At 69.5% G+C, this 25,855-nt stretch carries 24 protein-coding genes; 11 read left to right on the top strand and 13 right to left on the bottom strand.

The window, feature by feature from the left end; translation table 11 throughout:
• Nucleotides 1-52 precede the first annotated feature (52 nt).
• On the top strand, nt 53-910 hold the full coding sequence (locus AB0M51_RS27045; RefSeq protein ID WP_344200440.1) for an RIO1 family regulatory kinase/ATPase: 858 nt from the start codon (nt 53-55) through the stop codon (nt 908-910).
• Between the two features lie 17 nt (nt 911-927).
• Complete coding sequence (locus AB0M51_RS27040; protein WP_363751023.1) at nt 928-1,305, top strand: hypothetical protein; 378 nt, start codon at nt 928-930, stop codon at nt 1,303-1,305.
• Nucleotides 1,306-1,336: 31 nt separating this feature from the next.
• Here the strand turns inward: AB0M51_RS27040 and AB0M51_RS27035 are convergent, their stop codons facing one another.
• Nucleotides 1,337-2,992 (bottom strand): FAD-binding dehydrogenase, encoded by a 1,656-nt coding sequence (locus AB0M51_RS27035; protein WP_363751021.1) that lies wholly within the window; start codon nt 2,990-2,992, stop codon nt 1,337-1,339.
• Nucleotides 2,993-3,028: 36 nt separating this feature from the next.
• On the opposite strand from AB0M51_RS27035, the gene AB0M51_RS27030 reads away from it, so the two are divergent.
• Both AB0M51_RS27030 and AB0M51_RS27025 read left to right on the top strand, forming a co-directional pair.
• A complete protein-coding gene (locus AB0M51_RS27030) occupies nt 3,029-4,885 on the top strand; it encodes a DUF5107 domain-containing protein (protein ID WP_363751019.1) in 1,857 nt (618 codons plus the stop codon).
• Between the two features lie 212 nt (nt 4,886-5,097).
• The gene (locus tag AB0M51_RS27025) at nt 5,098-5,499 is read left to right on the top strand and encodes a DUF3592 domain-containing protein (RefSeq protein WP_344200428.1); all 402 of its coding nucleotides are present in this window, start codon (nt 5,098-5,100) and stop codon (nt 5,497-5,499) included.
• 27 nt (nt 5,500-5,526) lie between these two features.
• On the opposite strand, the gene AB0M51_RS27020 is transcribed toward AB0M51_RS27025, so the two are convergent.
• The gene (locus tag AB0M51_RS27020) at nt 5,527-6,144 is read right to left on the bottom strand and encodes a TetR/AcrR family transcriptional regulator (protein WP_363751016.1); all 618 of its coding nucleotides are present in this window, start codon (nt 6,142-6,144) and stop codon (nt 5,527-5,529) included.
• A gap of 87 nt (nt 6,145-6,231) precedes the next feature.
• Here AB0M51_RS27020 and AB0M51_RS27015 point away from each other — a divergent pair, with 87 nt between their 5' ends.
• A complete protein-coding gene (locus tag AB0M51_RS27015; protein WP_344200422.1) occupies nt 6,232-7,374 on the top strand; it encodes a phosphatidylinositol-specific phospholipase C1-like protein in 1,143 nt (380 codons plus the stop codon).
• 5 nt (nt 7,375-7,379) lie between these two features.
• Nucleotides 7,380-7,820 (top strand): OsmC family protein, encoded by a 441-nt coding sequence (locus tag AB0M51_RS27010; RefSeq protein WP_363751013.1) that lies wholly within the window; start codon nt 7,380-7,382, stop codon nt 7,818-7,820.
• 214 nt (nt 7,821-8,034) lie between these two features.
• Here the strand turns inward: AB0M51_RS27010 and AB0M51_RS27005 are convergent, their stop codons facing one another.
• Together AB0M51_RS27005 and AB0M51_RS27000 are read right to left on the bottom strand one after the other, a co-directional pair.
• Nucleotides 8,035-8,157, bottom strand: coding sequence for a hypothetical protein (locus AB0M51_RS27005; protein ID WP_344200418.1), 123 nt, complete (start codon nt 8,155-8,157; stop codon nt 8,035-8,037).
• 59 nt (nt 8,158-8,216) lie between these two features.
• Nucleotides 8,217-9,380 carry an FUSC family protein gene (locus tag AB0M51_RS27000; protein ID WP_363751011.1) on the bottom strand — a complete coding sequence of 388 codons (1,164 nt, stop codon included), beginning with the start codon at nt 9,378-9,380 and terminating at the stop codon, nt 8,217-8,219.
• A 48-nt stretch (nt 9,381-9,428) separates the two neighbouring features.
• Here AB0M51_RS27000 and AB0M51_RS26995 point away from each other — a divergent pair, with 48 nt between their 5' ends.
• Complete coding sequence (locus tag AB0M51_RS26995) at nt 9,429-9,929, top strand: DUF5709 domain-containing protein (RefSeq protein ID WP_363751009.1); 501 nt, start codon at nt 9,429-9,431, stop codon at nt 9,927-9,929.
• A gap of 34 nt (nt 9,930-9,963) precedes the next feature.
• Here AB0M51_RS26995 and AB0M51_RS26990 read toward each other — a convergent pair whose 3' ends face one another.
• Nucleotides 9,964-10,533, bottom strand: coding sequence for a TetR/AcrR family transcriptional regulator (locus AB0M51_RS26990; RefSeq protein ID WP_344200412.1), 570 nt, complete (start codon nt 10,531-10,533; stop codon nt 9,964-9,966).
• Nucleotides 10,534-10,626: 93 nt separating this feature from the next.
• On the opposite strand from AB0M51_RS26990, the gene AB0M51_RS26985 reads away from it, so the two are divergent.
• A complete protein-coding gene (locus AB0M51_RS26985; RefSeq protein WP_344200409.1) occupies nt 10,627-11,649 on the top strand; it encodes an aldo/keto reductase in 1,023 nt (340 codons plus the stop codon).
• Nucleotides 11,650-11,711: 62 nt separating this feature from the next.
• Here the strand turns inward: AB0M51_RS26985 and AB0M51_RS26980 are convergent, their stop codons facing one another.
• A complete protein-coding gene (locus AB0M51_RS26980) occupies nt 11,712-13,037 on the bottom strand; it encodes a cytochrome P450 (protein WP_363751006.1) in 1,326 nt (441 codons plus the stop codon).
• A 145-nt stretch (nt 13,038-13,182) separates the two neighbouring features.
• Complete coding sequence (locus AB0M51_RS26975; protein WP_344200404.1) at nt 13,183-16,197, bottom strand: glycoside hydrolase family 38 C-terminal domain-containing protein; 3,015 nt, start codon at nt 16,195-16,197, stop codon at nt 13,183-13,185.
• 180 nt (nt 16,198-16,377) lie between these two features.
• Between AB0M51_RS26975 and AB0M51_RS26970 the strand changes: the two genes are divergently transcribed.
• A complete protein-coding gene (locus AB0M51_RS26970; protein WP_344200402.1) occupies nt 16,378-17,514 on the top strand; it encodes a TAXI family TRAP transporter solute-binding subunit in 1,137 nt (378 codons plus the stop codon).
• A 101-nt stretch (nt 17,515-17,615) separates the two neighbouring features.
• Here AB0M51_RS26970 and AB0M51_RS26965 read toward each other — a convergent pair whose 3' ends face one another.
• Together AB0M51_RS26965 and AB0M51_RS26960 are read right to left on the bottom strand one after the other, a co-directional pair.
• A complete protein-coding gene (locus AB0M51_RS26965; protein ID WP_344200399.1) occupies nt 17,616-18,992 on the bottom strand; it encodes a HAMP domain-containing sensor histidine kinase in 1,377 nt (458 codons plus the stop codon).
• A 3-nt stretch (nt 18,993-18,995) separates the two neighbouring features.
• Nucleotides 18,996-19,661 carry a response regulator transcription factor gene (locus tag AB0M51_RS26960; protein ID WP_012918592.1) on the bottom strand — a complete coding sequence of 222 codons (666 nt, stop codon included), beginning with the start codon at nt 19,659-19,661 and terminating at the stop codon, nt 18,996-18,998.
• Between the two features lie 118 nt (nt 19,662-19,779).
• On the opposite strand from AB0M51_RS26960, the gene AB0M51_RS26955 reads away from it, so the two are divergent.
• Together AB0M51_RS26955 and AB0M51_RS26950 are read left to right on the top strand one after the other, a co-directional pair.
• Nucleotides 19,780-21,777 (top strand): TRAP transporter fused permease subunit, encoded by a 1,998-nt coding sequence (locus tag AB0M51_RS26955; protein WP_363751002.1) that lies wholly within the window; start codon nt 19,780-19,782, stop codon nt 21,775-21,777.
• Complete coding sequence (locus tag AB0M51_RS26950) at nt 21,774-22,736, top strand: TAXI family TRAP transporter solute-binding subunit (protein WP_344200393.1); 963 nt, start codon at nt 21,774-21,776, stop codon at nt 22,734-22,736. Before AB0M51_RS26955 ends, AB0M51_RS26950 begins: the two co-directional genes overlap by 4 nt.
• Nucleotides 22,737-22,911: 175 nt before the next feature.
• Here the strand turns inward: AB0M51_RS26950 and AB0M51_RS26945 are convergent, their stop codons facing one another.
• The 4 genes from AB0M51_RS26945 to AB0M51_RS26930 form a co-directional block, all read right to left on the bottom strand.
• Entirely contained in the window at nt 22,912-23,565 is a 654-nt protein-coding gene (locus AB0M51_RS26945) for a hypothetical protein (RefSeq protein WP_344200390.1), read from the bottom strand.
• A 152-nt stretch (nt 23,566-23,717) separates the two neighbouring features.
• Nucleotides 23,718-24,752 (bottom strand): L-glyceraldehyde 3-phosphate reductase, encoded by a 1,035-nt coding sequence (mgrA, locus tag AB0M51_RS26940; RefSeq protein WP_344200388.1) that lies wholly within the window; start codon nt 24,750-24,752, stop codon nt 23,718-23,720.
• Between the two features lie 97 nt (nt 24,753-24,849).
• Nucleotides 24,850-25,122: a hypothetical protein gene (locus tag AB0M51_RS26935; RefSeq protein ID WP_363750999.1), complete on the bottom strand. Its 273-nt coding sequence runs from the start codon at nt 25,120-25,122 to the stop codon at nt 24,850-24,852.
• Nucleotides 25,083-25,784: a phosphotransferase gene (locus tag AB0M51_RS26930; protein ID WP_363750997.1), complete on the bottom strand. Its 702-nt coding sequence runs from the start codon at nt 25,782-25,784 to the stop codon at nt 25,083-25,085. Before AB0M51_RS26930 ends, AB0M51_RS26935 begins: the two co-directional genes overlap by 40 nt.
• Nucleotides 25,785-25,855: the final 71 nt, after the last annotated feature.

Below are 25,855 nucleotides of genomic sequence, written 5' to 3'. Positions count from 1 at the left end.
GTGCTGCGGCATGTCCGCACCCACCTCACTTCACGGTTCAGGAGCACTCCCGTTGTCTTTTCCCGAGTACGAACTCACCGATAACACCTTCACCTTCCAGTTCCAGTCGATCGACGAGAACCTGGGACCGGACCAGCGGTGGTCCACCTGGCTGGACGTCGAGCGCGGCTCTCGCGGCCCGGAACCACGCCCCTCGTGGGTTGTGACGGAACAGGCCGCGATCGATACCGAGCTCGGCGTCCTCAAAACCGGCAAGGAAGCCGACGTCTTCCTGCTCGAGCGGGCCGTCGAAGCCATCGGCGACAACCCGGCGAAGTCCTCGCTGCTGGCCGCGAAGCGGTACCGCACCGAGGAACACCGGTCTTTCCATCGCAGTACGTCGTACGTCGAGGGCCGGCGGACCCGCAACAGCCGCGACAGCCGCGCGATGGCGAAGAAGACCGCCCACGGGCGCAGTGTCGCGGCCGGCGGCTGGGCGTACGCCGAGTGGGAGGCCCTCAACCGGCTGTGGAAGGCCGGCGTCCCCGTGCCGTACCCCGTGCAGGTGGACGGCACCGAGCTGTTGATGGAGTTCATCGACGACGGCCAGGGTGGTGCCGCGCCACGGCTCGCCCAGGTCCGGCCGCCGAGGGACCTGCTCGAGGTGTACTTCGAGCAGCTCCGCAACGGCATGCGCGAGCTGGCCCGGGCCGGCCTCGCGCACGGCGACCTCTCGCCGTACAACGTCCTCGCCCAGGCCGACCGGATCGTGATGATCGACCTCCCACAGGTCGTCGACATCGTCGGCAACCCCAAGGGCATGGACTTCCTGCTGCGGGACTGCCACAACATGGCGACCTGGTTCACCAACCGCGGCCTGGAAATCGACGAACAAGAACTCTTCGCCGACCTGCTCACGATGGTGTTCTGACCGGCGATACTGGTCGCATGTCCGACAACGACCGCATCACGAAACGAGGCTTCCAGTCCGGCGCCACGATCCCATACGTGGTGCCGGACTCACTGGACGACCTGAAGGGTCCGGCAAGTGGTGTCGTGTCACTTCCCCCGGAACTCCGGCCGACACCCGCCAACCGCTACGACCTGGATGTTCTCGGCAGCGCCATCTCTTTCTACGCGCACGTGATCAGTGAGGCGCGTCGCGTCGAGGACTTGACGCGGTACCTGAACCGCGACCTGCTGCTGCAGGTGTGGCCGTATCTTGTGCTGCCGCGCTACTGCTTCCCGAAATGGCACGCACGCTTCCCGGAGCTCGCCGCGGCCGGACGCCCCGATCCTCAACGTCGGCCCGCCCCTTTGCGGTGAGGAGCCGGCCCGTCGGATGGAGGAGTCGCCGTCAGCGTGTGGCGGTTGCGGCGGCTCGGCCTGCGGTTCTGCCGGTGAAGAGGCAGCCGCCGACGAAGGTGCCTTCGAGGGAGCGGTAGCCGTGGATGCCGCCGCCGCCGAAGCCGGCCACCTCGCCTGCGGCGTACACGCCGGGGAGCGGGGTGCCGTCGGCGCGCAGTACCCGGGAGTCGAGGTCGGTCTGCAGGCCGCCCAGCGACTTGCGGGTGAGGATGTTCAGCCGTACGGCGATCAGCGGGCCCGCCTTGGGGTCGAGGATCCGGTGCGGCGGCGCGACCCGGATCAGCTTGTCGCCGCGGTAGTTCCGGGCGCCGCGGAGCGCGGTCACCTGCAGGTCCTTGGTGAACGTGTTCGTCAGCTCCCGGTCCCGCGCGAGGATCTGCCGCTCGAGGTCGTCCAGGTCGATCAGGTTCTCGCCGGTCAGGTCGTTCATCCCCCGGACCAGGTCCAGAAGGTTGCCGCGGACAACGAAATCCGCGCCCTTGTCCATGAACGCCTGCACCGGCGGCGTCGCGCCGCCCCGGGCACGGCCGAGCACGCCCTTGATGTCCTTGCCGGTCAGATCCGGGTTCTGCTCCTGCCCGGAGAGCGCGAACTCCTTCTCGATGATCTTCTGGGTCAGCACGAACCATGTGTAGTCGTATCCGGTCCGCATGATGTGCTCGAGCGTCCCCAGCGTGTCGAACCCGGGGAACAACGGAACTGGCAGTCGCTTGCCGGTGGCATCGAACCAGAGTGAAGACGGACCGGGCAGGATCCGGATCCCGTGCTGCGGCCAGATCGGGTCCCAGTTCTGGATACCCTCGGTGTAGTGCCACATCCGGTCGCGGTTCACGTACCGCCCGCCGGCCCGCTCGGTGATCGCCAGCATCCGGCCGTCGACGTGCGCCGGTACGCCGCTGATCATCCGGCGCGGCGGTTCGCCCATCCGCTGCGGCCACTGCTGGCGGACCAGGTCGTGGTTGCCGCCGATCCCGCCGGAGGTGACGATCACGGCCTGCGCGGTCAGCTGGAAGTCCTCGACCTCGACCCGCGAGCTGGACACCCCGCGCGCGACGTCGCTCGGTTCGAGCAGCTTGCCCGCGACCCCGTCGACCACGCCACCGGTCACGGTCAGCTCGTCGACGCGGTGCCGGAAGCGGAACTCGACCAGCCCCTTCGCGACGGCCTCCCGGACCCGGCGCTCGAACGGCGCGACCAGCCCCGGCCCGGTGCCCCAGGTGATGTGGAAGCGCGGTACGGAGTTCCCGTGGCCGTCCGCGTGGTATCCGCCGCGCTCGGCCCAGCCGACCACCGGGAAGAACCGGACGCCCTGAGCGTGCAGCCACGGACGCTTCTCGCCGGCCGCCCAGTCGACGTACGCCTCGGCCCACTGCCGGGCCCACTTGTCCTCGTCGTCCAGCCGGTCGAACCCGGCCGAGCCGAGCCAGTCCTGCAGCGCGAGGTCCCGGGAGTCCTTGATGCCCATTCGGCGCTGCTCGGGCGAGTCCACGAACAGCAGCCCGCCGAACGACCAGAACGCCTGCCCGCCGAGCGACGCCTCCGGCTCCTGGTCGAGCAGCAACACCTTGCGCCCGGCGTCCGCCAGTTCGGCGGTCGCGGCCAGCCCCGCCAGCCCCGCCCCGACCACGATCACATCAGCGTCCATGCCGACCATGTATAGCGCACTTGCGAAGATGGGGCTGTGACGATCCTTTCTGCGCAAAACGTCGTACTTCCCGCAGCTTCGCTCGGTCCGGAGAACCCGCTCGCGCCGCTTCGCACCCAGCGCGAGGTGCATCACGTGGAGAACATCGCCGAGCTCCCGGCCGACCTGCGGGCCAACATCGAGTACGGCGGCCTGCACAGCCCGCTGCCGTGCCTGAACCAGGACGGGTACGACCGCACTCTCGTCGAGACGTCGCTGCCCGCGCTCGTCCTGGAGAACGACCACGTCCGCGCGACCGTGCTGCCGACGCTCGGCGGCCGGCTGTACTCGCTCGTGCATCACGGGACCGAGCTGCTCTACCGCAACCCGGTGTTCCAGCCCGCGAACCTCGCGCTGCGCAATGCCTGGTTCGCCGGCGGGGTCGAGTGGAACGTCGGCAGCACTGGCCACTGGACGGGGACCTGCGCGCCGATGCACGCCGCTCGTGTCGAAGGCCCGGACGGTACGCCGGTCCTGCGTCTGTGGGAACTCGAACGCACCCGGAACCTCGTCACCCAGCTGGACTTCTGGCTGCCCGACGACTCGGAGTTCCTGTACGTCGGAGTGCGGCTGCAGAACCCGTCCGACGCCGACGTCCCGGCGTACTGGTGGTCGAACATCGCCGTGCCGCAGTCGCCCGACCGGCGGGTGCTGGTGCCGGCGGACCAGGCGTGGCAGTTCGGGTACGGCAGCCGGCTGGACCTGGTCGACGTGACGACGGACCTGACGTACCCGATGCGGCATCCGCGGGCGATCGACTACTTCTTCGAGCCACTGCCGGACGAGCCGGCGTGGATCGCGTCTGTCGACGGTCAGGGCGTCGGGTTGGTGCAGGCCTCCACCGAACGGCTGCGCGGGCGGAAGCTGTTCGTGTGGGGGCAGGGGGACGGTGGGAAGCGGTGGCAGGAGTGGCTGGCTCCGGGGATGGCCGGTGACGGGTACGCCGAGATTCAGGCGGGGCTGGCGCGGACGCAGATGGAGCACCTCAGGCTGCCCGCCAGCACCTCGTGGAGCTGGCTGGAGGCGTACGGATGCCTGTCGATGGACGCTGGTGACGCGCACTCCCAGGACTGGACGACGGCGCGGGTCGCGGGCGCGGCGATGCTCTCTCCGCTGCTGGGGAATTTGGCTGAGCGGGAGCGGGAGTGGTTGCAGGTTGTCGATGCTGCTCCGGTGGAGCGGCTGGCGATGGGGTCCGGGTGGGGCGCGTTGGAGTTGAAGCGCACCGGCTGGGATGTGTCTGCCGGTACGCCGTTCAGCGAGGACACCCTGACGGAGCGGGAGCTGGCGTGGCTGCCTCTGCTCGACGGACAACTGCCCGCGGAGGGCGACGTACCGGACGGGACCCTGGTCGCGTGGCGGGAGTTGTTGGAGGCGGCTGAGGACAACTGGCTCGTCTGGTACCACCGGGGTGTGGCGCGGCACTACGACGGTGATGTGGACGGTGCCGTCGAGGCGTGGCAGCAGTCCGGCGACAACGCCTGGGCTCTACGCAACCTCGGTGTAGTTACGGGCGAGTTGGACTACTACGAGCGCGCCGTCGCGCTTCAGCCCCGGTTGGTACCGCTGGTGGTGGAGGCGGTCGCGGCCGCACTCGACACCGACGTACCCCGGGCGGAGCGGATGCTTGCCGCGGCGCCCGACGACCCGCGGGTGCAGTTGCTGCGCGTACGGCACGCGTTGGAGACCGGGAATCCGGCGAAAGCCCATGAATTGCTGGCCGCCGGGATCCAGTTGGCCACCGTCCGGGAGGGCGCGAACCCGCTCACCGACTACTGGCTGGCCGCCGAGGAGGCGCTTGGCACACAGCGGCCAGTTCCGCCGCAGTACCGGTTCGGAATGGGCGAAAACTGACAACTACAGGTCAACTCTACCTCTAGAAACACCGCTCCACCGGACTCTACTATGGTCCTGTAGAAGAAAAAGTGATCCTGTAAAGGTTTCGTGAAATTACACGGAACCAAGTGGAGTCCGGTGGCGTCCCATCGGTGTACGGCAAGGGCCGTGCAAGGCAGTTTCGACAAACGACCGCGTCGCTCGCGGGCGGCGCGTCGGGGGTGAGTGCCATGTTGACGATCGTTGTACTAGGTGGGTTCGGCCTGGTGCTGGTGGTCGCGGCTTTCATCGTGACCGAGGTTCTGGCCGGCCTGCGCCGGGACGAACTCCCCACCGGCACGGAGGAGAAGACCGCGGGACGAGTGATCCGGGTGCGTGGCCCGGTCCGCGGCCAGCTGGCGAACGGTGCCCCGGCGGTCTACACCGAGGTCATCGTCGAGTACTACACCCGCCGGGGTGAGGGACCGTACGAGGTCGCCCGGAAGTTCCCGGTCGGGAGCCGGATCACCTACGCCAAGGGCGACCGGGTGATCGTCGCGTACGACGTCCGCAACCCGCGCCGCGCCCGGCTAGCGGGCCGGGTCAGCCACTGGCCGACGATGGGGCCGTACTCCGCGGCTCCGGCGGCCTGACGGACCACCTGCTTGGGCCCTCAGGGCTCAAGCAGGCAGATGCGGGGCGAGCAGGTCGTAGAGCACCGGCCGGCCCCGGTCCAGGACGTACTCCGCCTCGTCCCCGTACAGCCGGTCCGCCAGGTGGGCCAGTGCCTCGCCCATCGTGATGCTGAGCGTCACCGCCAGGCGGAAGTCCCGGGAGTCGCGGGCGCCGAACCGCGCGGCCAGCAGCTCCGCGAACTCGCCGGCGTGCTGGTCGTCGAACTCACCCGGCTTCGCCTCCAGCTCCGGATCGCCGAGCCCGCTCAGCGCGACCGCCTTGAAACCCGGGTCCGTGCGGTGCATCTCCCGGAACGTTTCCAGCGTCACGTCCACAGCCCCGCGCCAGCTGGCCACCTCGGCCAGCCGCTCCCGGACCGCGTCGGTGTAGCGCGCCTGGTTCCGGCGCTCGATCGCCTGGATCAGGCTGCGCTTGTCCGGGAAGTACCGGTACACGCTGCCGACCGCGATCTCGGCCCGCTTCGCGACCCCGCTCGTCGAGGCCGCGTCGTACCCGCGCTCGACCACCTCGGCGCAGGCCGCGTCCAGGATCCGTTCGACCTGGCGGCTGGCCCGGTCCTGGGTGGGCGTACGGCGGAGCGGATACGCGCCCGATGTCACCATTTACTCATTGTCCACCGAACCGGGGACCGCGTTGCCACCTCTTTGTGACAGATTGCCGACAGTTGGTCATGAGGAGGGGAAGTTCTTATGCGCGTCAACAAAACTGTCGTTGCGGGCCTCGCGTCCGCCGCACTCGCCGCGACCGGAGTGGCCGGTACGGCGTACTCCCGGCACGGCTCGCAGGGCGACGACCTGCGGCTGAACCAGGTCCAGGTGGTCGGGTCGCACAACTCGTACCACCGTGAGCTCAGCCCGGCCGAGCAGAAGGTGCAGCAGCAACAGAACGCCGGCTCGGTGGACCTCTGGTACTCACACGCACCGATCGGCCAGCAGCTCGAGGACCAGAACGTCCGGGCGCTGGAGCTCGACCTGTACCCGGACCCGCAGGGCGGGCTGTACACGTACCCGCTGATCCGGAAACTGACCGGGCAGGGCCCGCTCACCGATCCCGCGATGGCGAAACCCGGGATCAAGGTCATGCACGTCCCGGACTTCGACTACAACACGAACTGCGACACGTTCGTGCTCTGCCTGCAGCAGGTGAAGACCTGGTCCGACGCACACCCGAACCACGTGCCGATCGCGATCAACCTCGAGCTGAAGCAGTCCGACCCCGCCGTCGTCGCGGCCGGTGGCGTGAAGGCGCCGCCGTGGGACGCAGCCAACCTGGACAGTGTCGACACCGAGATCCGCTCGGTGTTCAGCGAGCAGCAGTTGCTCACGCCGGACGACGTACGCAAGCCCGGCCTGACGCTCGAGCAGTCCGTGCTGACCGGAGGCTGGCCGAAGCTGAACAGTGTCCGTGGCCAGGTGATGTTCTACTTCGACAACGGCGGTCCGGGCGAGATCCGCGACACCTACACCGCGGGTCGGCCGAGCCTCGAAGGGCGGGCGGTGTTCACCCGCGGACCGGAAGGCGCGCCCGACGCCGCGGTCACCGAGGTGAACGACCCGCGCGGCGCGAACCAGGCGGAGATCCAGCGCCTGGTCCGGAAGGGCTACCTGGTCCGCACCCGTTCCGACGAGCCGATGGCGACGATCCGGGACAAGGACTACAGCCGGCTCGGGATCGCGCTCGCGAGCGGTGCGCAGTGGGTGACGACGGACTTCCCGGTGGCAGGTATGGCGGCCCGCTACGACAGCGACTACGTCGCCAAGCTGCCGGGACACACTCCCGTACGATGCAATCCCGTCACCGCATCCGCGAAGGCGGCCGTCTCGGAAGGGTGAGCCCAATGTCGGAGCATGTGGTCGACGTCAGCTGGAGCCGTGGTGAGCACGAGTTCACCTACGACAGCTACAACCGCGACCACGAGTGGCGCTTCGACGGCGGTGTCACGGTGCCGGCGTCGGCGAACCCGGCGTACCTCGGGAGTCCGGGCCCGGTCGATCCGGAGGAGGCGTTCGTGGCGGCGCTGTCGTCCTGCCACATGCTGACGTTCCTGGCGATCGCGGCCCGGAAACGGCTGGTGGTCGACTCGTACGACGACCACGCGGTGGGCGTGATGGCCAAGAACGAGGCCGGGCGGCTCGCGATCACCCAGGTGACGCTGCATCCGAAGATCGTCTGGGGCGGCGCCGAGCCGGACGCCGAGACACTCGACCGCCTGCACCACCTGGCGCACCGGGAATGCTTCATCGCGAACTCGGTGACGACCGAAATCACCGTTGCATAAAACCACCCGCCGACCGGCCTGAGCCTCGCGCAAGCGGCGTCAGGACGGTCGGCGGGTGGTTGCGGTGCACCTCTGTGGCGGTGCACCGGTAACGGATCCGGGGGCGCCTCGCACCAGGGCGCCTCTGCGTTTGGTGTGCGACTTCCGTGCGGTCTGGCTCGGTGGGCAAGACCGTCCGGGTGCGCCACCCGGTTCCGTTCGTCCGGCTGGCGCCTTACTGCTCGGCGGCGGCGTCGGTCCGGTCGTCGGTGGTCTGGTTGCTGTCGACGGCCAGCAGGTCCTCGAGATCACGTACCTGCTCGGTGGCCATCGTGCTCATCAGTCGGTGGATCGTCATGCCGGTGAGACGCGGAGCGTGACGAGGTATGACGGCGAAACGAGTTGTGACCTGAGTCACTACTTCTCGTCGAGCCCGTCCAGCCGGAGCGGTACGAGTTTGCGGGCGTCGTCGTACGACGTGCCGGTGAGTTCGAGCAGGTCGATGATCGTGGAGCGGAGCTGGCCGAGGACGACGACCGCGGACAGCCCGGTCGGCAGCGGGAGATCCGCCGTACGGCGGCCGAGTTCGCCGAGCACCCGGTGCGCCGCGACGTCGGCGGCCGGTTCGAACAGGGACTCGCCGATCAGCCGGGTGCCGTCCGCGAGCCGTTCGAGCAGCATCGGGTACTCGGCGGGCATGCCCTCGTCCCGCCACACCGACACCGCGCAGCGGCGGACCAGCACCCGGGTGTTCCGGATCGCCCGGTCGAGCGGTACGACGAGGTCCGCGATCTCCTGGACCCGCCCGCGGTGCCGCCGCCGGAACGGGGACAGCCGTACCACCGCGACGCCCTCCTCCGCGGCGCTGCGCAGGTCGTCGAGCCGCGACTCGCTGGCGCGGGCCCGGCGGAGCGCGTCGGTGACCGCCTCCTCGTCCCGGGATCGCAGGCCGTCCGCGGTCTCGTTGAGGATCTCGGCCAGCTCGCTGAGCACCCCGGCGGCCTGCTGCCGCGGACGCCGGATCGCCGCGGCCGGGGCGATCGTCGCCGCCGCCAGTGCGACCAGACCGCCGAGCGCGGCGTCCTGCCAGCGGCTGAAGCCGGCGTTCGGGTTCGGGAGCAGGGTCGTGACGATCGCCGCCTGGACGCCGGCCTGGGTGGTCATCAGGTTGCCGGCACCGAGCAGTACGGCGACGCTCATCGCGAGCGCGATCACGAAGACCAGTTGCGCGACGCCGGTCCCGAACGCCTTCACGAACAGGTCGCCGACGCCGACACCGACCGCGACGCCGACCATCACCTCGGCGACCCGGCGGAGCCGCTGGCCGAAGCTGAACCCGAGACAGACCATCGCGGCGACCGGCGCGAAGAACGGCTGCTTGTGGCCGACGACGTACCGGGCGAAGGCCCACGCCACGCCCGCGGCCAGCGCGCACTGGGCGATGAAGAAGGCCCGGCTGCGCCAGCGTTCCACCCGGCGCCGGATCGAGGCACGTGAACGCCGCGCGGCCTGCGGGGCGATGTCGTCCCGCAGTTCCCGCAACTGGTCCAACGTCAACCTGACCGGATCCACGGGCCCCATTCTCCGTTGAGCTTGATTCCGCTGCCTGCAACGCGCCAAGGTTTGCACATGAGTGACGACAATCGTGAGGACTACGGCAGCTACTCGGTGGACGACGAGGATCAGCTGCAACCGGGGGACACCCTCAACGACCGCGGCGTGGACGACCTGCTGGACGAGGGGTACTCGCCGCCGGAGAAGTGGTCCGCGGGCGAAGGCTTCGGGACGACCGCCGACGAGGCGCTGCAGGGCGAGACCCTGGACCAGCGGATCTCGCAGGAGGTCCCGGACGTCGACCCGTACGCCGAGGACGGTGAGGACGTTGGTGGACCCGAGGTCGGCAACACCCGCTCCGGCCGGCTGGTCGCGTCCGACGAGGGCACCCGCGAGGACAACGACAGCGAGCTGTACGCCTCCGACGTCGGCATCGACGGTGCGGCCGCCGGCGCCGAGGAGGCTGCCGTCCACGTCGTCGACGAGGACGACTTCGAGCTGTCGGACGACGACGAGTCCGACCGGCAGAACTACCGCGACGTCGACCTCGGTGACGTCGGGGACCTCGAGGACTGAACTGGTGTCACCGGCGGGGGTGGGCTCTTGGAGCTCACCCCCGCCGGTCGTATCTGAGGCCGTCCATCAGCAGGTGCACCATCCGCGGGCCGAACGACGGGTCCGGGCCTGGCGTACACAGATGGGCGATGGCCTGCAGCAGATCGTCGGCCGGGACGTCCGAACGAATCGCCCCGGCGGCCGCGGCCGCGTCGAGCAGCTCGGCCAGCGCCGGGCCGACCCTGATCAGGAAGTAGGCGGCCAGGCCGTCGAAGGCCGGATCGCCGGAGTGCAGCGCCGGCGCGAGCCCGCGCTTGGTGCCGAGAAACTCCGTGTAGGCGTCGATCCAGCGTCGTAGCGCCTCCTCCGGCGGGTGCGCCGCGCTGAGCGCCGGACCGAGCTCCGCGATCTTGTCGATCCCGGACTCGACGACCGCCTTGACCAGGTCGGCGCGCTTCGGGAAGTGCCGGTACAGGGTGCCGACACCGACGCCGGCCAGATCGGTGATCTCCTTCGCCGGCGCGTCCACGCTGGTCCGCTCGAACACGACCCGGGCCGCGTCGATCAGCATGTCGACGTTCCGCGCCGCGTCGGCGCGCCGCCGCCGCGTGGGCTCCTCGGGCATCCACAACCTCCACTTGCGTAACCGGAAAGGCTTTCCGTATAGTTCTAATCGGAAAGTGTTTCCACTTTACTCCAGGATAGGGGAGGGCGTTCGATGCAGTACCGCACACTGGGCCGGACCGGGATCAAGGTCAGCCCGTACGCACTGGGCACACTGATGTTCGCCACGTCGATCGGCAATCCCGATCCTTCGGACTCGGTCCGGATCGTTCACAAGGCGCTCGACGCCGGCATCAACTTCGTCGACACCGCCGACTCGTACCAGGACTCAGAGGAGATCGTCGGCCGGGCGCTGAAGGGCCGCCGTGAGCACGTCGTGCTGGCGACCAAGGTCAGCCGTCCGATGGGCTCGGATCCGAACCAGCAGGGCGCCTCCCGGCGCTGGATCATGACCGCGGTGGAGGACTCGTTACGCCGGCTGCAGACCGATTACCTCGACCTGTACCAGATCCAGCGGCCGGATCCGACGACCGATATCGAGGAGACGCTGTCCGCGCTGACTGACCTGATCAGCAGCGGGAAGGTGCGCGCCGTCGGCACTTCGGTGATGCCGGCGTCCGACCTGGTCGAGGCGCACTGGGTTTCGGAACGCCGTGGCCTGGCGCGGTTCCGGACCGAGCAACCGGCGTACTCACTGCTGAACCGCGGAATCGAGCGGGAAGTGCTGCCGGTCACGCAGCGGTTCGGTATGGGGGTGCTGGTCTGGGGTCCGCTCGGCCAGGGGCTGCTCACCGGCCGGGTGCGCAAGGGACAGCCGGTCGACCTGCGGCGCGCCGAGTTCGTGAAGCACGTGACCGACGAGCGCCGCGTCGACGTCGTCGAGGAACTGGTGAAGCTGGCCGCCGACGCCGGGATGCCGCTCACGCACCTTGCGATGGCGTTCGCGATCGCCCACCCGGCCGTCACCAGTGCGATCCTCGGGCCGCGCACGATGGCGCACCTGGACGACCTGCTGGCCGGTGCCGAGGTGCGGTTGCCGGACGACGTGCTGGACCGGATCGACGAGATCGTCCCTCCTGGCACGGACGTCGGCACACTGGATCAGGCGTATCAGCCGCCGGCCGTTCTGGACCCGGCGCTGCGTCGCCGTTCCCTCGCGGACCGATCGGCCGCATGAGTCCGGCCGCCCCTCCGGTGCACCGTGGCGGGGGAGGCGTGAGTCGGTCAGCTGTGAGTCGGTCAGCGGCGGGTGACCGTGACCTCGGCGCCGCGGCGAGGGACCAGGGTGACGTTCTTCGGCTGGGCCGGTTCGGGTCTGGGGTCGGGGGCCTGGAAGTCGAAGGCGGTGAGGGCGGCGCGGAGGATCTCGGTGCCTTCCATCAGCGAGAAGCCGGCGCCGATACACCTCCGCGCGCCGCCGCCGAACGGGATCCACGTGCCCGGTGCGGGCGGGTCGTCGGAGAGGAAGCGCTGCGGGCGGAAGTCCTCCGGGTTCGGGAAGTGTTCCCCGTCCCGGTGGACCAGCCCGATCGCGGCCATGATCGTCGTACCGCGGGGAAGCCGGTAGCCCGCGATGTCGGCGGTCTCGGTGAGCCGGCGGCCGACCTGGTAGACGACCGGGTGCAGCCGCAGCGCCTCCTTGACGATCGCTTCCAGTTCGTCGTCCGCGCCGGCATCGGCCGCCCGCTGGCCGAACGCCAGGTCCTCCGGCCGCCGCGCCAGCTCGTGGAACGCCCAGGCCATCGCGGTCGCCGTCGTCTCGTGCCCGGCCAGCAGCAACGTGACCAGCTGGTCCCGCAGCTCCACGTCCGACCAGTTGCCTGCGGCAAGCAGCCGCGAGAGTACGTCGTTGCGCCCGGCGAACGTCTCGCGGCGGCGGGCGATCTCGTCGTACAGGATCTCGTCGATCTGCTGCTGGGTGTCCAGGAACGTCTTCCACGGGCGCACCTTGAGCAGCGGCGGATAGAAGCCGCCGAGCATGATCACCGGCGACACCGAGACGATCTTGTCCAGCAACGGGCGAAGGGTGTTCAGCCGGTCCACGTCGGTGACGCCGAAGATCACCTGCAGGATGATCTCGAGGGTCAGGTTCCGCATCCGGTGGTGCACCTTGAACGGCGTACCGGTCGGCCACTTCGCGACCTCGGCCTTGGCCAGCTCGTGCACCATCCCGGCGTACCCGCGCAGCGCCGCGCCGGAGAACGCGGGCATCAGCTGCTTGCGCATCCGGACGTGGTCCTCGTCGTCGAGCAGCAGCAGTGAGTGCGAGCCCATGATCGGCTCCAGCACCGTGTTGCCTTCGCCGGCGTGCATCACCGCGGGCGAGCCGCCGAACACCTCTTTGATGTGCTCGGGCCGGCTCAGGACGACGCAGACGCGGCTCGAGGGCACCAGCCGGATCGTGAACACGTCGCCGTACTGCTCCAGCATCCGCGGGAAGAACGTCCGGCGGTGGCTCGCGAACAGCACGGTCTGGGCGAGCGTAGGCAGCTTCGGCCCGGGCGGCAGCGTCCGCGCCGTCTGCCGATCAAGCGTCCGCGAACCGAGCAAAGGTGTCGGAGCCATACTCGCCACGCTACGTCAGCCGGATGAACACCAGGAATCGAGCAGCTCAAGCCCAGCCACGCGCCGGGGCCGTGCACAAGAAGCGGGGGCCGGAGACAGGCAATACGCTGTCTCGGGCCCCCGCGCGGGGTGCAAGCCCCCGTTGTCAGGCGCGCTTGAAGCGGAGCGTCAGGATCTGGAACGGGCGGAGCTCGATCGAGACCCCGTTCGCCTCCAGGTCCCGGTCGGCGAGGTCGCGCTCGAGGAGGTCGACCTCGGTGGCGGCCGCGGCCGGGAACGACGGGGTGACCGTCGCGCGGGAGCGCCCGCCGGTGGACTCGTACAGGCGGACGATCACGTCGCCGGACTTGTCGTCGGCCAGCTTGACCGCCTCGACGATCACGTTGCCGTTGTCGACCGCCACGATCGGGTCGACCGCGCCGGCGCCGGTGACGACCCGCTCCGGGAGGTTGATCCGGTAGCCCTCCTCGATCGCCTCGGGGATCCCGGCGCCGACCACCAGCGCGTGGTTCACGGTGTGCACGCCCTGGTCGGTCTGCGGGTCCGGGAACCGCGGCGCCCGGATCAGCGACGTGCGGATCGTGGTCGTCGTACCGCCGTCCTCGCGGGCGGTCCGGTTGATGTCGTGGCCGTACGTCGAGTCGTTGACCACGGCAACGCCGTACCCCGGCTCGCCGACGTGCACCCAGCGGTGTGCCGCGATCTCGAACTTCGCCGCGTCCCACGAGGTGTTCTGGTGGGTCGGCCGGAAGATGTGCCCGAACTGCGTCTCGGACGCGGACCGGTCCGCGTGCACGTCGACCGGGTACGCCGCCTTCAGGAACTTCTCGGTCTCGTGCCAGTCCATCTCGGTCTCGATGTCGACCCGCTTCGCGCCCGGGCGGACCCGCAGCGTCTGGGTCACCGTGGACCGGTTGAAGGACCGCTTGACCACGACGGTCGCGACCCCGTCCACGGTGCTGAAGTCGACGCTGTCGACCTCGGTCACGTCCCGGACGTTGTTCTTGTAGAACGAATCGACGTCCCACGCGTCCCAGTGGTTCGGGGTGTCCACGTGCAGCTGCAGAAGGTTGCCGACGGCACCTGGTGCGATGACCTCACGCTGCGCCTCGACGTCGTACAGCGAGGTGATCAGGCCGCGCTCGTCGATGGTGACCCGGATCAGGCCGTTGTCGACGACGCCGTTCTCGACCGTGACGTCCTGGCCCTCGACCGCCGCGACGCCCGCGCCCAGGCCGGCGACCCCGTTGCGTCCGTGCGGCGCCGCGTTGAAGACGATCTGCTCCGAACCGTCACCGGCCAGTGCCTGCTGCGCCTTGGCGATGATCGCGTTCAGCTCCTCGGCCACCCGCGCGTACGTCGCCTCGGCCTCGCGGTGCACCCACGAGATCGACGAGCCCGGCAGGATGTCGTGGAACTGGTGCAGCAGCGCGACCTTCCACAGCCGGTCCAGGTCCTCGTACGGGTACGCGTCGAGCTTGCCCGCGACGACCGCCGCGGCGCTCCACAGCTCGGCCTCGCGGAGCAGGTGCTCGGTGCGCCGGTTGCCCTGCTTGGTCTTGGCCTGCGAGGTGTACGTCGCCCGGTGGATCTCCAGGTACAGCTCACCGGACCAGACCGGCGCGTGCTCGGAGTACTCGTCCTCGGCAGCGCTGAAGAACTCGGTCGGGGACTCGATCGTCACCTTCGGCGAGGACTCCAGGTCCTTGACCCGGCGGGCGGTCGCGACGAACTCACGGGTGGGGCCGCCACCGCCGTCGCCGTACCCGAACGGGACCAGCGACCGGGTCGCGGCGCCGTTCTCGGCGAAGTTCCGCTGCGCGTGCGCGAGCTCACGACCGGACAGGTCGGAGTTGTACGTGTCGATCGGCGGGAAGTGGGTGAACACCCGGGTCCCGTCCAGACCCTCCCACCAGAACGTGTGGTGCGGGAACTTGTTCTCCTTGTTCCAGGAGATCTTCTGGGTCAGGAACCACTTCGACCCGGACAGCTTCACCAGCTGCGGCAGCGCCGCGGTGTAGCCGAACGAGTCCGGCAGCCAGACCTCCTGGGTGTCGATCCCGTACTCGTCCAGGAAGAACCGCTTCCCGTGCACGAACTGCCGGGCCAGCGCCTCGCTGCCGGGCAGGTTGGTGTCGGACTCGACCCACATGCCGCCCACCGGCACGATGTGGCCCTCGGCAACGGCCTTCTTCAGCCGCTCCCAGACCTCCGGGTAGTTCTCCTTCACCCAGGCGTGCTGCTGCGCCTGCGAGAACGCGAAGACGAGCTCCGGGTACTCCTCGGCGAGGGTGGCAACGTTGGACACCGTCCGGGCCACCTTGCGGCGGGTCTCCCGCAGCGGCCAGAGCCACGCGGAGTCGATGTGCGCGTGCCCGACCGCGGACAGCTGGTGTGCGCTCGCGTGCGCGGGCCGGCTCAGTACGTCGGTGAGCTGGGCGCGGGCGTCCGCGGCGGTACCGGCGACGTCCTCGTAGTCGAGCGCGTCCAGCGAGCGGCTGAGCGCGCGGAGGATCTCCCGGCGCCGCGGGTCCTGCAGCGACAGCTCCTTCTGCAGGCCGTCCAGCGCCTCGAGGTCGAGGATCAGGTCCCACACCTCGGCGTTGAAGATCGCCAGGTCGGCGCGGGTCAGCTGGTAGATCGGGTGGTCGCCGAGGCCGGCCCCGATGTCGGTCTTCGCGTATGCGTTGTCGAGCGGGATCTCCGGGTTGGCGGCCGCCTCGACGTAGAACTCGACGGTGTCGCCGGCGGAGGCCGCCGTACCGTCGGGGCCGAGGATCGACAGCGGGGCGTACGTCTGCCGCGGGTGCAGGCCCTTGAGCGGCCGGCCGGTGGTGGTGTGTACCAGGCCCTCGGCGGAGAAGCCCGGGCCGCCGCTGAAGCCGAGGTCGATGACCGCCTCGATCTCGCTGCCCGCCCACTCGGCCGGCACCTGGCCGCTGAACTTGAACCAGGCGGTGCCCCAGGCGGGTCCCCACGGCAGGCCGATCTCGGCCTTCTCGTAGGTCTGGGAGAGCGCCTCGGCAGGGGTCACCGGCTCACCGGGTGCGTGCCACACCTCGATGTCCAGCGGGACGGCCGCGCCGTAGATCGCGGGGCGGAGCCGCTCCCGCAGGGCGCGCCTGAGCCGCTCCTCGATGAGTTGACGGTCGTCGTGCACGAAATCAGCCTCCGGGAAAGGATCCTCACACGGCCGCTACGGCCGCACGGATGACAACGCTGTCACACCAACCCCGCGCGCGTCCAGACGCAGTTTCACCACGAAACTCCGGGTAGCGGTTGGGTTGCGGGCCGACGGCACGGCTACCCGCTCGGCCTGATTGTTGTCTAGGTTGTCTGCATGGATCGCCCCCGCCTGCTCACCCCTGCCCGGCCGACCGGCCTGACCCGCCGCAGCCTGCTCGGTTTCGGCGCCGCCGCCGCGTCCGGGCTGCTGCTGCCGGGTTGCTCCCGCGGCCGTGCGGACGAGCCCGCGCCGTCGGAGAAGGCCGTCTTCGCCACCGGGAACGCCGGCGGCGTCTACAACGTGTTCGGCGCGGCGCTCAGCAAGCTGGTCAGCGAGGTCACGGGCGTGGAGCTGGCCCCGGTGGTGACCGACGGGTCGGTGGACAACCTGAGCAGGGTCGCCACTCGCAAGGCCGACCTCGGATTCTGCACGTCGGACACCGCGCTGGCGGCGTACGAAGGGACGGACGCGTTCGCCACCGGACGGCTGCACTTCAGCGCGCTGGCACGCGTGTACGACAACTACGTGCACGTCGTCGTACCGATGGCGTCCAAGGCGACCAGCCTTACCGACCTGTTCCCGAGCGAGGACGCCCCGACGCGGCGGACGGTCGTCGGCGTCGGGCCGAAGGCCTCCGGTACCGAGATCGTCGCGAACATGATCCTGGACCGGGCGAAGGCCGACGCGATCAAGGCGAACCCGAAGCTGGACCCGGCCAAGATCGACGTGATCCGGCGGAACATGTCGCTGACGGAGATGGCCGCGGCCGTCCAGCCGAAGGGGCAGGCCACCAAGGGCGTGCTGGACGCGTTCTTCTGGAGCGGTGGCGTCCCGACCGACCCGATCGCCGCGCTGCAGAAGACCATCGGGTTCCGGCTGCTGGACATCGGCGGCGTCGCGCAGGCGATCGCGCTCAAGGAGTTCGGCGGGTTCCTGGTCGCGCCGATCCCGCCGTCGCAGTACGGGCTGGCCAGTTCGGTGCCGACGCTCGCGATCCCGAACTACCTGATCGCCCGTACCGACCTGTCGGACTCGTGGGCCTGGTGGACGGTCAACACCCTGTTCCGCCGGCAGAACGACCTGGTCAAGGGCGTTGTGATTCCCGGGCAGACCCCGGCGGCCCCCGGCGCCAGCCCGACCCCCACCGGCAACCCCGAGGCCGGCGCGCTGGACCCGCGGTCCGCCATCGCGACCATGCCGGTCCCGCTGCACCCCGCCGCCGAACGCTGGTACCGCCAGAACCACATCTGACCCGCCCCGCCCACAGCAACGGTGGTCCCATCGTCTTGCCGGTTGTCAGTCCGTGACAGGACGGGAGAACCGGCAACGCGAAGGGACAACCCTCGAACGGGTCAGGCGTCGTAGTCCTCGAGGAGGGGGACGCGGACCTCGATCACCAGGCCGCCGCCGATCGGCGGGCGGGCGACCACCCGGCCGCCGACCCGGGCCGCCTCGGAGCGGACGATCGCCAGGCCCAGACCGGTACCCGGCATCTCCCGGTGGTGGGCGCTCCGCCAGAACCGCTCACCGACCTTCTTCAGGTCCCGCGAGCCGAGGCCGAGACCGTGGTCGCGGACCGACATCACGACCTCGGTGCCGTCCCGCGTGACCGAGACCTCCACCGGCGGGGCGCCGTACTTCGAGGCGTTGTCGAGCAGTACGTCGAGGATGTCGTCCACCTCGAGCTCCGGGGCGACCCCGCCCGGGACCATCTCGCCGACCACCAGCTCCATGTCGTCCGCGGCGTACACGGCCTTCCAGCCGACCAGCCGCTCCTTGACCGCCTGCGCCAGGTCCAGCGGCTCCTCGTTGCCCTCGGCATCGGCCGCCGACGGGCGGTCGGAGCCGGCCAGCCGGGACAGCCGCTGCACGATCCGGCCGAGCCGGTCGATGTCGCTGAGTGCGAACCGTGCGGTCGGGGACAGCCGGGACAGCCCCTCGATGTGGATCCGGGCCGACGTCAACGGCGTACGCAGCTGGTGCGACGCGTCCGCGACGAACTCGCGCTCACGCTGTCTCGCCTGGTGCAGGCTCAGCGCCATCGAGTTGAAGCTGTCGCCGAGGCGTCTCAGCTCCGGTGCGCGGCCGTCGGTCGAGACCCGGGTGTCGAGCGCGCCGCGGGTGATCTGGTGGGTCGCGTTGTCGAGGTCCTGCAGCGGCCGCAGCACCCAGCGGGTGATCGGCCGGACGATACCGACGATGATCGCGCCGATGCTGATCAGCAGGCCGCCGAGGAGCAGCAGCAGCCCGTTCTGCACCTGGTCACGGGCCTTCTCGGTCGGCACCCGCAGTACGGCGGCACCGAGCACGGAGCCGTTGTTGACGACCGGACGGGAGACGATCATCTCGCCGGAACGCCACGGCCACATCGCCGGCGGCTCCGGCGGCAGCCGGCCCGCGAGCGTGCTGTGCAGGGCGGTCGCGATGTCGTCCTCCTTCACGTCCACGCCGGACACCGACGTGGCGATCACGCGGGAGTCGACGTCGACGACGAAGACCGGGGTGTCGTAGAGCTCCTGGTAGCGGACCGCGAGCTCGCGCAGGTTCGCGATGTCGCCGGTCTGCAGCGGGCCTTCGGCCATCGCGGCGAACCAGTCCGCGTCGTTGCTCCGGGACAGGAACAGGGTGCGCGACGTACTCGTGGCGATGAAGTTCGCCAGCGGGATGACGGCGACGATGGCCAGCGCGACGACCATCGGGACGAGGGACTGCAGTAGTCGACGGCGCAACGGTCAGTCCGAACCCAGGCGGTAGCCGACGCCGCGGATGGTCTGGACCAGTTCGGGGCGGCCGAGCTTGGCGCGCAGGCTCGCGACGTGCACGTCCATCGTCCGCGACGACGCCTCGAACACGGACTGCCACGCGTACAGCGCGACCTGTTCCCGGGGGACCACCCGGCCGTGGTGCGCGGCCAGTACTGCGAGCACGTCGAACTCCTTGCGGGTCAGACTGATGGGCTTGTCCGCCACCTGGACCGTACGGGCCTCGATGTCCACGGTCAGGTCGCCGACAGTCACCCGGGGGCGGGGCTGCAAGAGACCGGTACGACGAAGTACAGCATCAATTCGGGCCAGTAGCTCGGAAATGGCAAACGGTTTCACCACGTAGTCGTCGGCGCCGCTGCGCAGACCCCGGACCCGGTCGGCCGCCTCACCACGCGCGGTGACCGCGATCACCGGGACGTCGGACACGGTGCGAATCTGCCGGCACACGTTGATGCCGTCCCCGTCCGGCAGCCCGAGGTCCAGCAGGACCAGGTCGCCGGGGTCCGCCGCCAGGGCGTCCGCCGCCGTCCGCACGTGCGTCACCATCAGGCCGTAACGCCGCAGGGCGGGTATCAGGGCATTGGCGATATCGAGATCGTCCTCGACCAGCAGAATCCGGACCGCGCCACTCATGCGGTGATCGTAGGCCAGGTCACGGCCTCATGTGTCAGATCTTGGTAAAGACGTAATCACGTGACTCCACGCAGTGTTCGGCAAAGTTAGCCTTCCGGGCACAGGAGGGAGCCGGTCGATGACTGTCGGTGTTGATGACGGGAAAGGGGCCACCGCGCCCTCCGAGGAAGAGTTGGCGGAGTACGAGCAGGAACGCCCGGCGCGGCGGCTGCGCCCCGGCCTGGACCTGGTGCTTTCGGTCTGGTGCGCAGTCGTCAGCGTCGGTGTTCTCGCCCAGGTCTTCTTTCCATTACCACAAGGCACGCAGTTCTACCTGGTGATCTTTCTCGCAGCGGTCCTGCCGATGACTCTGCTGTGTTACCGGGGCTTTCCGGGCCGCAGGCGCACGCACGACGACCCCGGGATCTTCGACTGGGTCCTCGTCGTGTTGGCCTTGGCTGTCTCTGTCTACCCGCTCCTGAACTTCGACGGGTACCTGGAGCGTCGCCAGGCTCCTACGGCGCTGGACGTTGCCGCAGGCGCCTTGTTGCTCGTGCTCCTGCTCGAAGCGTGTCGCCGTACGACCGGCTGGGTGCTGCCGATCTTCTGCCTGGTCTTCATCGCGTACGCCTACTACGGCGGGTACTTGCCGTACACGTGGGCGCTGGCGCACCAGGGCTTCAACTTCGACGCGATCATCGCCCAGCTCACCATGGGTACCGCGGGCTTCTACGGGACCCCGTTGAGCGTGGCCGCGTCGTACATCGTGCTGTTCACGATCTACGGCGCGGTGCTCGACTACTCCGGTGCCGGCAAGTTCTTCATCAACCTGTCGTTCGCGGCCTTCAAACGCAGTCGTACGGCGCCGGGCCGGACTGTCACGCTGGCGGGCTTCCTCCTCGGCACGGTGTCCGGCTCCGGTACGGCGACCGCGGTGTCGCTCGGCACCGTGTCGTGGCCGATCCTCCGCCGGGCCGGGTATCCGCCCGAGCCGGCCGGCGGGATGCTCGCCGCGTCCGGGATCGGCGCGATCCTGTCGCCGCCGACGCTCGGGGCGGCGGCGTTCATCATCGCGGAGTTCCTGCAGGTGTCGTACCTGAAGGTGCTCGGGTTCGCTGTGATTCCGACGATCCTGTACTACCTGGGCATCCTGCTCGCGATCGAGATCGACGCCCGCAAGCACGGGACGACGTCCGCGGAGGTGTCGAACGACTCGGCGTGGCGGCTGCTGCTGCGGTTCGGGTACCACTTCTTGTCGCTGTTCGTGATCATCGGCTTCATGGCGGTCGACGTACCGCCGTTCAAGGCCGTGGTCTACGCGGTGATCATCCAGTTCGGACTCTCGTTCCTGGACCCTGAGCACCGGTTGACCGGGCGGCCGTTGTTCAAAGCGCTTGCCCAGGGCACCCGTTCGGTCCTGCCGGTGGTGGCCACCTGCGCGACCGCTGGCGTGATCGTCGCGGTCACCACGCAGACCGGGCTCGGGCTGAACCTCGCCGAGATCATCGTGAACGCCGCGCACGGGCTGACCGACAACCACACGGTCGTCCTGATCCTGACCGTGGTGCTGTCCGGGCTGGCCGTGATGATCCTCGGGCTCGCGGTGCCGGTCACCGCGTCGTTCATCATCGCGGCGGTGATCATCTCGCCCGCCCTGGTGCACCTCGGGGTGACGCAGCCCGAGGCGTACATGTTCATCTTCTATTACGCCGTACTGTCCGAGGTGTCGCCGCCGACCGCGCTGGCCGCCGTGGCGACGGCCGCGATCACCGGCGGCCGGGTGATCCCGACGATGTGGCAGGCGTGGAAGTACACGCTGCCCGCGTTCCTGGTGCCGTTCGCGTTCGTGCTCACCGACAACGGCTCGCACCTGCTCGGTCAGGGATCGTTCGTCGGCATGGTCTGGACCACGTTGGTGTCGATGCTGGCCGTCGCGGCGCTGGCCGTCGTCACCGGCGGCTGGGTGTTCGTCCGGGCGACCTGGCTCGAGCGGGCCGTCTGCGTACCGGCCGCCGCGCTGCTGCTCTACCTCGCGCCCGTAACCATCACGGCCGGAATCTGTTTGCTACTTGTCGCCGTGGTCATCAACCTGGTCCGGCGACAGCGCCAGGCCACTGCCGAGGAAGGAACCGCATGAGATTTCGACCCCTTGTGGCGCTTCTTGCTGTCGTCTCCCTGGCCGCCTGTGGTGGACAGCGTCAGCCTGCCGGCTCCTCGGACGGCGGCGGACGGCTGACCATTGCCACCGGCAACACCACCGGCGTCTACTACCAGCTCGGCGGCGCGCTGGCCTCGGTGATCTCGCAGAAGATGTCCGGCTACCGGGCGACCGCGAGTGAGACCGGCGCCTCGGTGCAGAACATCCAGGGCCTGGTCAGCGGCAACTACGACGTCGCGTTCTCGCTCGGCGACTCCGCGGCGGACGCGGTCAACGGCGTCAACAGCTTCAAGAGCAAGCAGGACGTGGTCGCACTCACCCGGCTGTACAACAACTACACGCAGGTCGCCGTACGGACGTCGGCCGGCATCAACTCGATCGCGGACCTGAAGGGCAAGCGGGTCTCGACCGGCTCGCCGAACTCCGGGACCGAGGTGATCGCGCACCGGCTGCTCGAAGCCGCGGGACTGAACCCGGCGAAGGACGTGACCGCGCAGCGGCTCGGGCTGCCGGAGTCGGTGGACGCGATGAAATCCGGGTCGATCGACGCACTGGTCTGGTCCGGCGGGCTGCCGACCGGCGGCATCACCGACCTGGTCACCAGCATGGGCAAAGGCGTGAAGCTCTTGCCGATCACGGATCTACTGCCCAAAATGCAGGAGAAGTACGGCGAGGTGTACTCGGCGGCACCGATCCCGGCGGCGACCTACAAGCAGCCGGCCGACGTCGCGACGATCGTCGTACCGAACGTCCTGCTGGTCCGCAAGGACATGAAGGACGACCTCGCCGAGCAGCTGACGAAGACGCTCTACGACAACCTGGATGCGCTGGTCGCGGTGAACGCGGCCGCGAAGGGCATCACGCTGGACAACGCCGACAAGACCGACCCGGTGCCGTTGCACCCGGGCGCGAAGAAGGCGATCGACGGCCTGCGATAACCCACGGACCGTCCTCCCCCGCACACCAGGCGCAGCGGGGGAGGGCGCAGGGTCCCGGCACCGCACCTCAGGCGCAGCGGCGACGGGTCCCCGACCGGCTCCCACAACCAGGCGCAGTGGGAGTCGGCTCACCCGGTCCGGTTCCGGCGGAGGCATCCGCCGGGGCCGGGCCTTTCTACCGCTGTTCTTCCTCGCTGGGCATCGGCGTTCCGTAGAGGTAGTGCGAGAGCGCGGAGTCGCGCTTCGGGTGCGCGTGGTACTTGATCGGGACGACGCGGCCCTCGGCGCTGTCCCAGGCGCTGTCAGCCATTCGCCACATCCGGTGCGCGATCCGGCCGGCCATCCCGGTGTGCGGGGAGGCGGGGTGCGCCCTGGTCGGCGCGACTTCCTCGGCTTCGAGCAGGTCCTCGGTCAGTGTGTTCACGTCCGGGTCGGCGAGCTCGTCGGTGATCTGCCGGCTGTACTCCGCCTCCATCGCCTCGTGCTCGTCGAGCAGCCGGTCGATGTGCTGCCACAGGTCGTCGTGCTGGAGATGCAGGAACCGGCTGTCGCCGTACTGCCGCCCCTTCAGGTAGCGCAGCGAGCGCTCCAGTTCCTTCGCGTTCCCGACGTACTTGCCGACCAGCCCGTCCCCGTCCGGGAGCCGCCGGATGTGCGGCACCAGCACGTCCTCGGCCGCCGCGAGGTGCTGCGCGGCGATCGCGTAGAACCAGTCGGTCTGATGCCGGTGCTCAGGATGCGCCGCATCCGGGTGATGGGCCGGCTCGGCCAGCTCACGAATCCGCGCGTGTTCGTAGGTCAGGGCCATTTCGAGCGTCGAAGCGGTCACGACAACCACCTCCAGAGGTCTCCCTCCAGCCTGTGCCCATCCGTCCCAAACCGCAACCGCCCCTCACCCCTCCGTAACCTTCCGGGCACACCAGGCGGAAACGTCGAACGCCCGCCGCGGGGAGCGGCGGGCGTTCGGGGCGTGCAGGGGGATCAGGCGTCCGAGCTCTTCTTCCAGAGGTTGATGCCGGCTTCGACGGCGTCGGCGTCGATGGCCTCGAGCTCCTCGGCGGTGAAGCCCAGGTTGCGGACAGTGGCGAGGTTGTCCTCGAGTTGCGCCACGCTGGAGGCGCCGATCAGTGCACTGGTGACGCGGTCGTCACGCAGTGTCCAGGCGAGGGCGAGCTGGGCGACGGACTGGCCGCGCTGCTTCGCGATCTCGGCCAGCGCGCGGACGTGCTTGAGCGTGTCCTCGGTCAGCGAGTCCGGGTTCAGCGACTTGCCCTGCGCTGCCCGCGAGTCGGCCGGGATGCCGTCCAGGTAGCGGTTCGTGAGCACGCCCTGCGCCAGCGGCGAGAACGCGATCACGCCGACGCCGAGCTCACCCACCGCGTCCAGCAGGTCCTCCTCGATCCACCGGTTCAGCATCGAGTACGACGGCTGGTGGATGAGCAGCGGCGTACCGAGCTCCTCCAGGATCCGCGCCGCCTCCCGGGTCCGGTCGGCGGAGTACGACGAGATGCCGGCGTACAGCGCCTTGCCGGAGCGGACGGCCGCGTCCAGCGCGCCCATCGTCTCCTCGAGCGGCGTGTCCGGGTCGAACCGGTGCGAGTAGAAGATGTCGACGTAGTCGAGCCCCATCCGGCTCAGCGACTGGTCCAGGGACGCGAGCAGGTACTTCCGCGACCCGCCGCCCTGACCGTACGGCCCCGGCCACATGTCGTACCCGGCCTTGGTCGAGATGATCAGCTCGTCCCGGTACTGCTTGAAGTCCCGCGCGAAGTGCGTCCCGAAGTTCGTCTCGGCCGAGCCGTACGGCGGACCGTAGTTGTTCGCCAGGTCGAAGTGCGTGACGCCGAGGTCGAACGCCCGCCGCAGGATGTCCCGCTGCGTCGCGAACGGCTTGTCGTCGCCGAAGTTGTGCCACAACCCGAGCGAGATCGCCGGAAGCCGCAGCCCGCTCCGGCCCGTCCGCCGGTAGGTCATCTGGTCGTCGTACCGGCCCGCAGCCGCCACATAATCAGTCACGAAGCCCCAGTCTGCCCCATGGGCGAACAAGTTCAAACCCCCTTGTTTTTCAGCAGAAACGCCATCACTGACATCAAGAACCCCACCTTCTTGATCGTCAGACGAGGTCGGCCCACGGGGCGGGCGGCGTGGTGGTGAAGAAGTGCAGGAGGCCGAGCAGGCGGCTCGTCGTGGGAGCGGTCCAGTGGCGTTGGCCGGGCCACGGCGCGGCGGGGAGTTTGGCGAGCGCCCAGGAGAGGTGGAACCAGAGGATCGCGGCGGCGAGATCGTGCTCGGAGTCCGGGGAGTGGGCGTGCTGCCGGTAGGCGGGGAGCAGGGCGGCCACCTGGGTCAGCGGGAGCTTGGCGAAGTCCATGGCAGGCGGGGCCACGCGGCATCACCCCAGTCGATCAGCGCGCGGAGATCGTTGCCGGGTCCCACCAGAAGGTTGTGGGCGGCAACGTCCCCGTGGATCAGCACCTTCGGGCCGCCGGCGTCGACGCGCCGGGCCAGGCGCGTGAACCAGTCGGTCAGCCAGGTCGCCGTTCCGGGGTCGATGTACCCCCGATCGGCCAGATCGTCGATCGTCCCCCACGGATCCCCCCACCCATCCTCAGGCACGCCCACCGGCACCTCCGCCGGTCCAGACGCCGGCTCACCCGCCGGCGCGCCTGGGCGTGCGGCCGGATCGGGGTGCTTGAGATGGTGGAGACGTGCGAGCTGTTCGGCGAGTCCTTCAGGAACGTCGGTGGGCTCAGTGCCGTGCACCCGCTGCATGACCACGTACGGCGCATCGATCAGCCGGCGGTCGGCGTCGTACTCGATGACGGCCGGTGTCAGTACGCCGACCGACCGGGCGGCCGGCACGACGCGGATCTCCTTGCGCAGGTCGTCCTCGTACCCGGGCCGGCTGACCCGCAGGAACAGCTCCTCGCCGAGCACGAAGCCCCGGTTGGCCACCCCGCCGGCGACCTCCCGCACCTCCTCCGGGTCGACCCCGTGCCGCCGCGCCACCGCGGCGACCTGGTCCAGGAAGTCGTCCTGCTCGCCCAATCCACAGCTCCGTCGCTCGTGCGGACCGCCGCCCCGAGAGGTGGGTACGACGGCATCCACCGAGTTTGATG

The sequence above is a fragment of the Kribbella sp. NPDC051137 genome, from assembly GCF_040682535.1.
Taxonomy (GTDB): Bacteria; Actinomycetota; Actinomycetes; order Propionibacteriales; family Kribbellaceae; genus Kribbella; species Kribbella karoonensis.
Note: the sequence above shows the minus strand (reverse complement) of the source record. Positions and strands in the feature narration are given on the sequence as shown.

Coding starts and splice junctions, on each gene's coding strand:
- AB0M51_RS27035 (WP_363751021.1), bottom strand. CDS start 2,992: ATGGACGCTGATGTGATCGTGGTCGGGGCGGGGCTGGCGGGGCTGGCC.
- AB0M51_RS26955 (WP_363751002.1), top strand. CDS start 19,780: ATGACTGTCGGTGTTGATGACGGGAAAGGGGCCACCGCGCCCTCCGAG.
- AB0M51_RS26960 (WP_012918592.1), bottom strand. CDS start 19,661: ATGAGTGGCGCGGTCCGGATTCTGCTGGTCGAGGACGATCTCGATATC.
- AB0M51_RS27025 (WP_344200428.1), top strand. CDS start 5,098: ATGTTGACGATCGTTGTACTAGGTGGGTTCGGCCTGGTGCTGGTGGTC.
- AB0M51_RS27005 (WP_344200418.1), bottom strand. CDS start 8,157: ATGACGATCCACCGACTGATGAGCACGATGGCCACCGAGCAGGTACGT.
- AB0M51_RS26950 (WP_344200393.1), top strand. CDS start 21,774: ATGAGATTTCGACCCCTTGTGGCGCTTCTTGCTGTCGTCTCCCTGGCC.
- AB0M51_RS27040 (WP_363751023.1), top strand. CDS start 928: ATGTCCGACAACGACCGCATCACGAAACGAGGCTTCCAGTCCGGCGCC.
- AB0M51_RS27020 (WP_363751016.1), bottom strand. CDS start 6,144: ATGGTGACATCGGGCGCGTATCCGCTCCGCCGTACGCCCACCCAGGAC.
- AB0M51_RS27015 (WP_344200422.1), top strand. CDS start 6,232: ATGCGCGTCAACAAAACTGTCGTTGCGGGCCTCGCGTCCGCCGCACTC.
- AB0M51_RS26990 (WP_344200412.1), bottom strand. CDS start 10,533: ATGCCCGAGGAGCCCACGCGGCGGCGGCGCGCCGACGCGGCGCGGAAC.
- AB0M51_RS26995 (WP_363751009.1), top strand. CDS start 9,429: ATGAGTGACGACAATCGTGAGGACTACGGCAGCTACTCGGTGGACGAC.
- AB0M51_RS26985 (WP_344200409.1), top strand. CDS start 10,627: ATGCAGTACCGCACACTGGGCCGGACCGGGATCAAGGTCAGCCCGTAC.
- AB0M51_RS26980 (WP_363751006.1), bottom strand. CDS start 13,037: ATGGCTCCGACACCTTTGCTCGGTTCGCGGACGCTTGATCGGCAGACG.
- AB0M51_RS27000 (WP_363751011.1), bottom strand. CDS start 9,380: ATGGGGCCCGTGGATCCGGTCAGGTTGACGTTGGACCAGTTGCGGGAA.
- AB0M51_RS27010 (WP_363751013.1), top strand. CDS start 7,380: ATGTCGGAGCATGTGGTCGACGTCAGCTGGAGCCGTGGTGAGCACGAG.
- AB0M51_RS26970 (WP_344200402.1), top strand. CDS start 16,378: ATGGATCGCCCCCGCCTGCTCACCCCTGCCCGGCCGACCGGCCTGACC.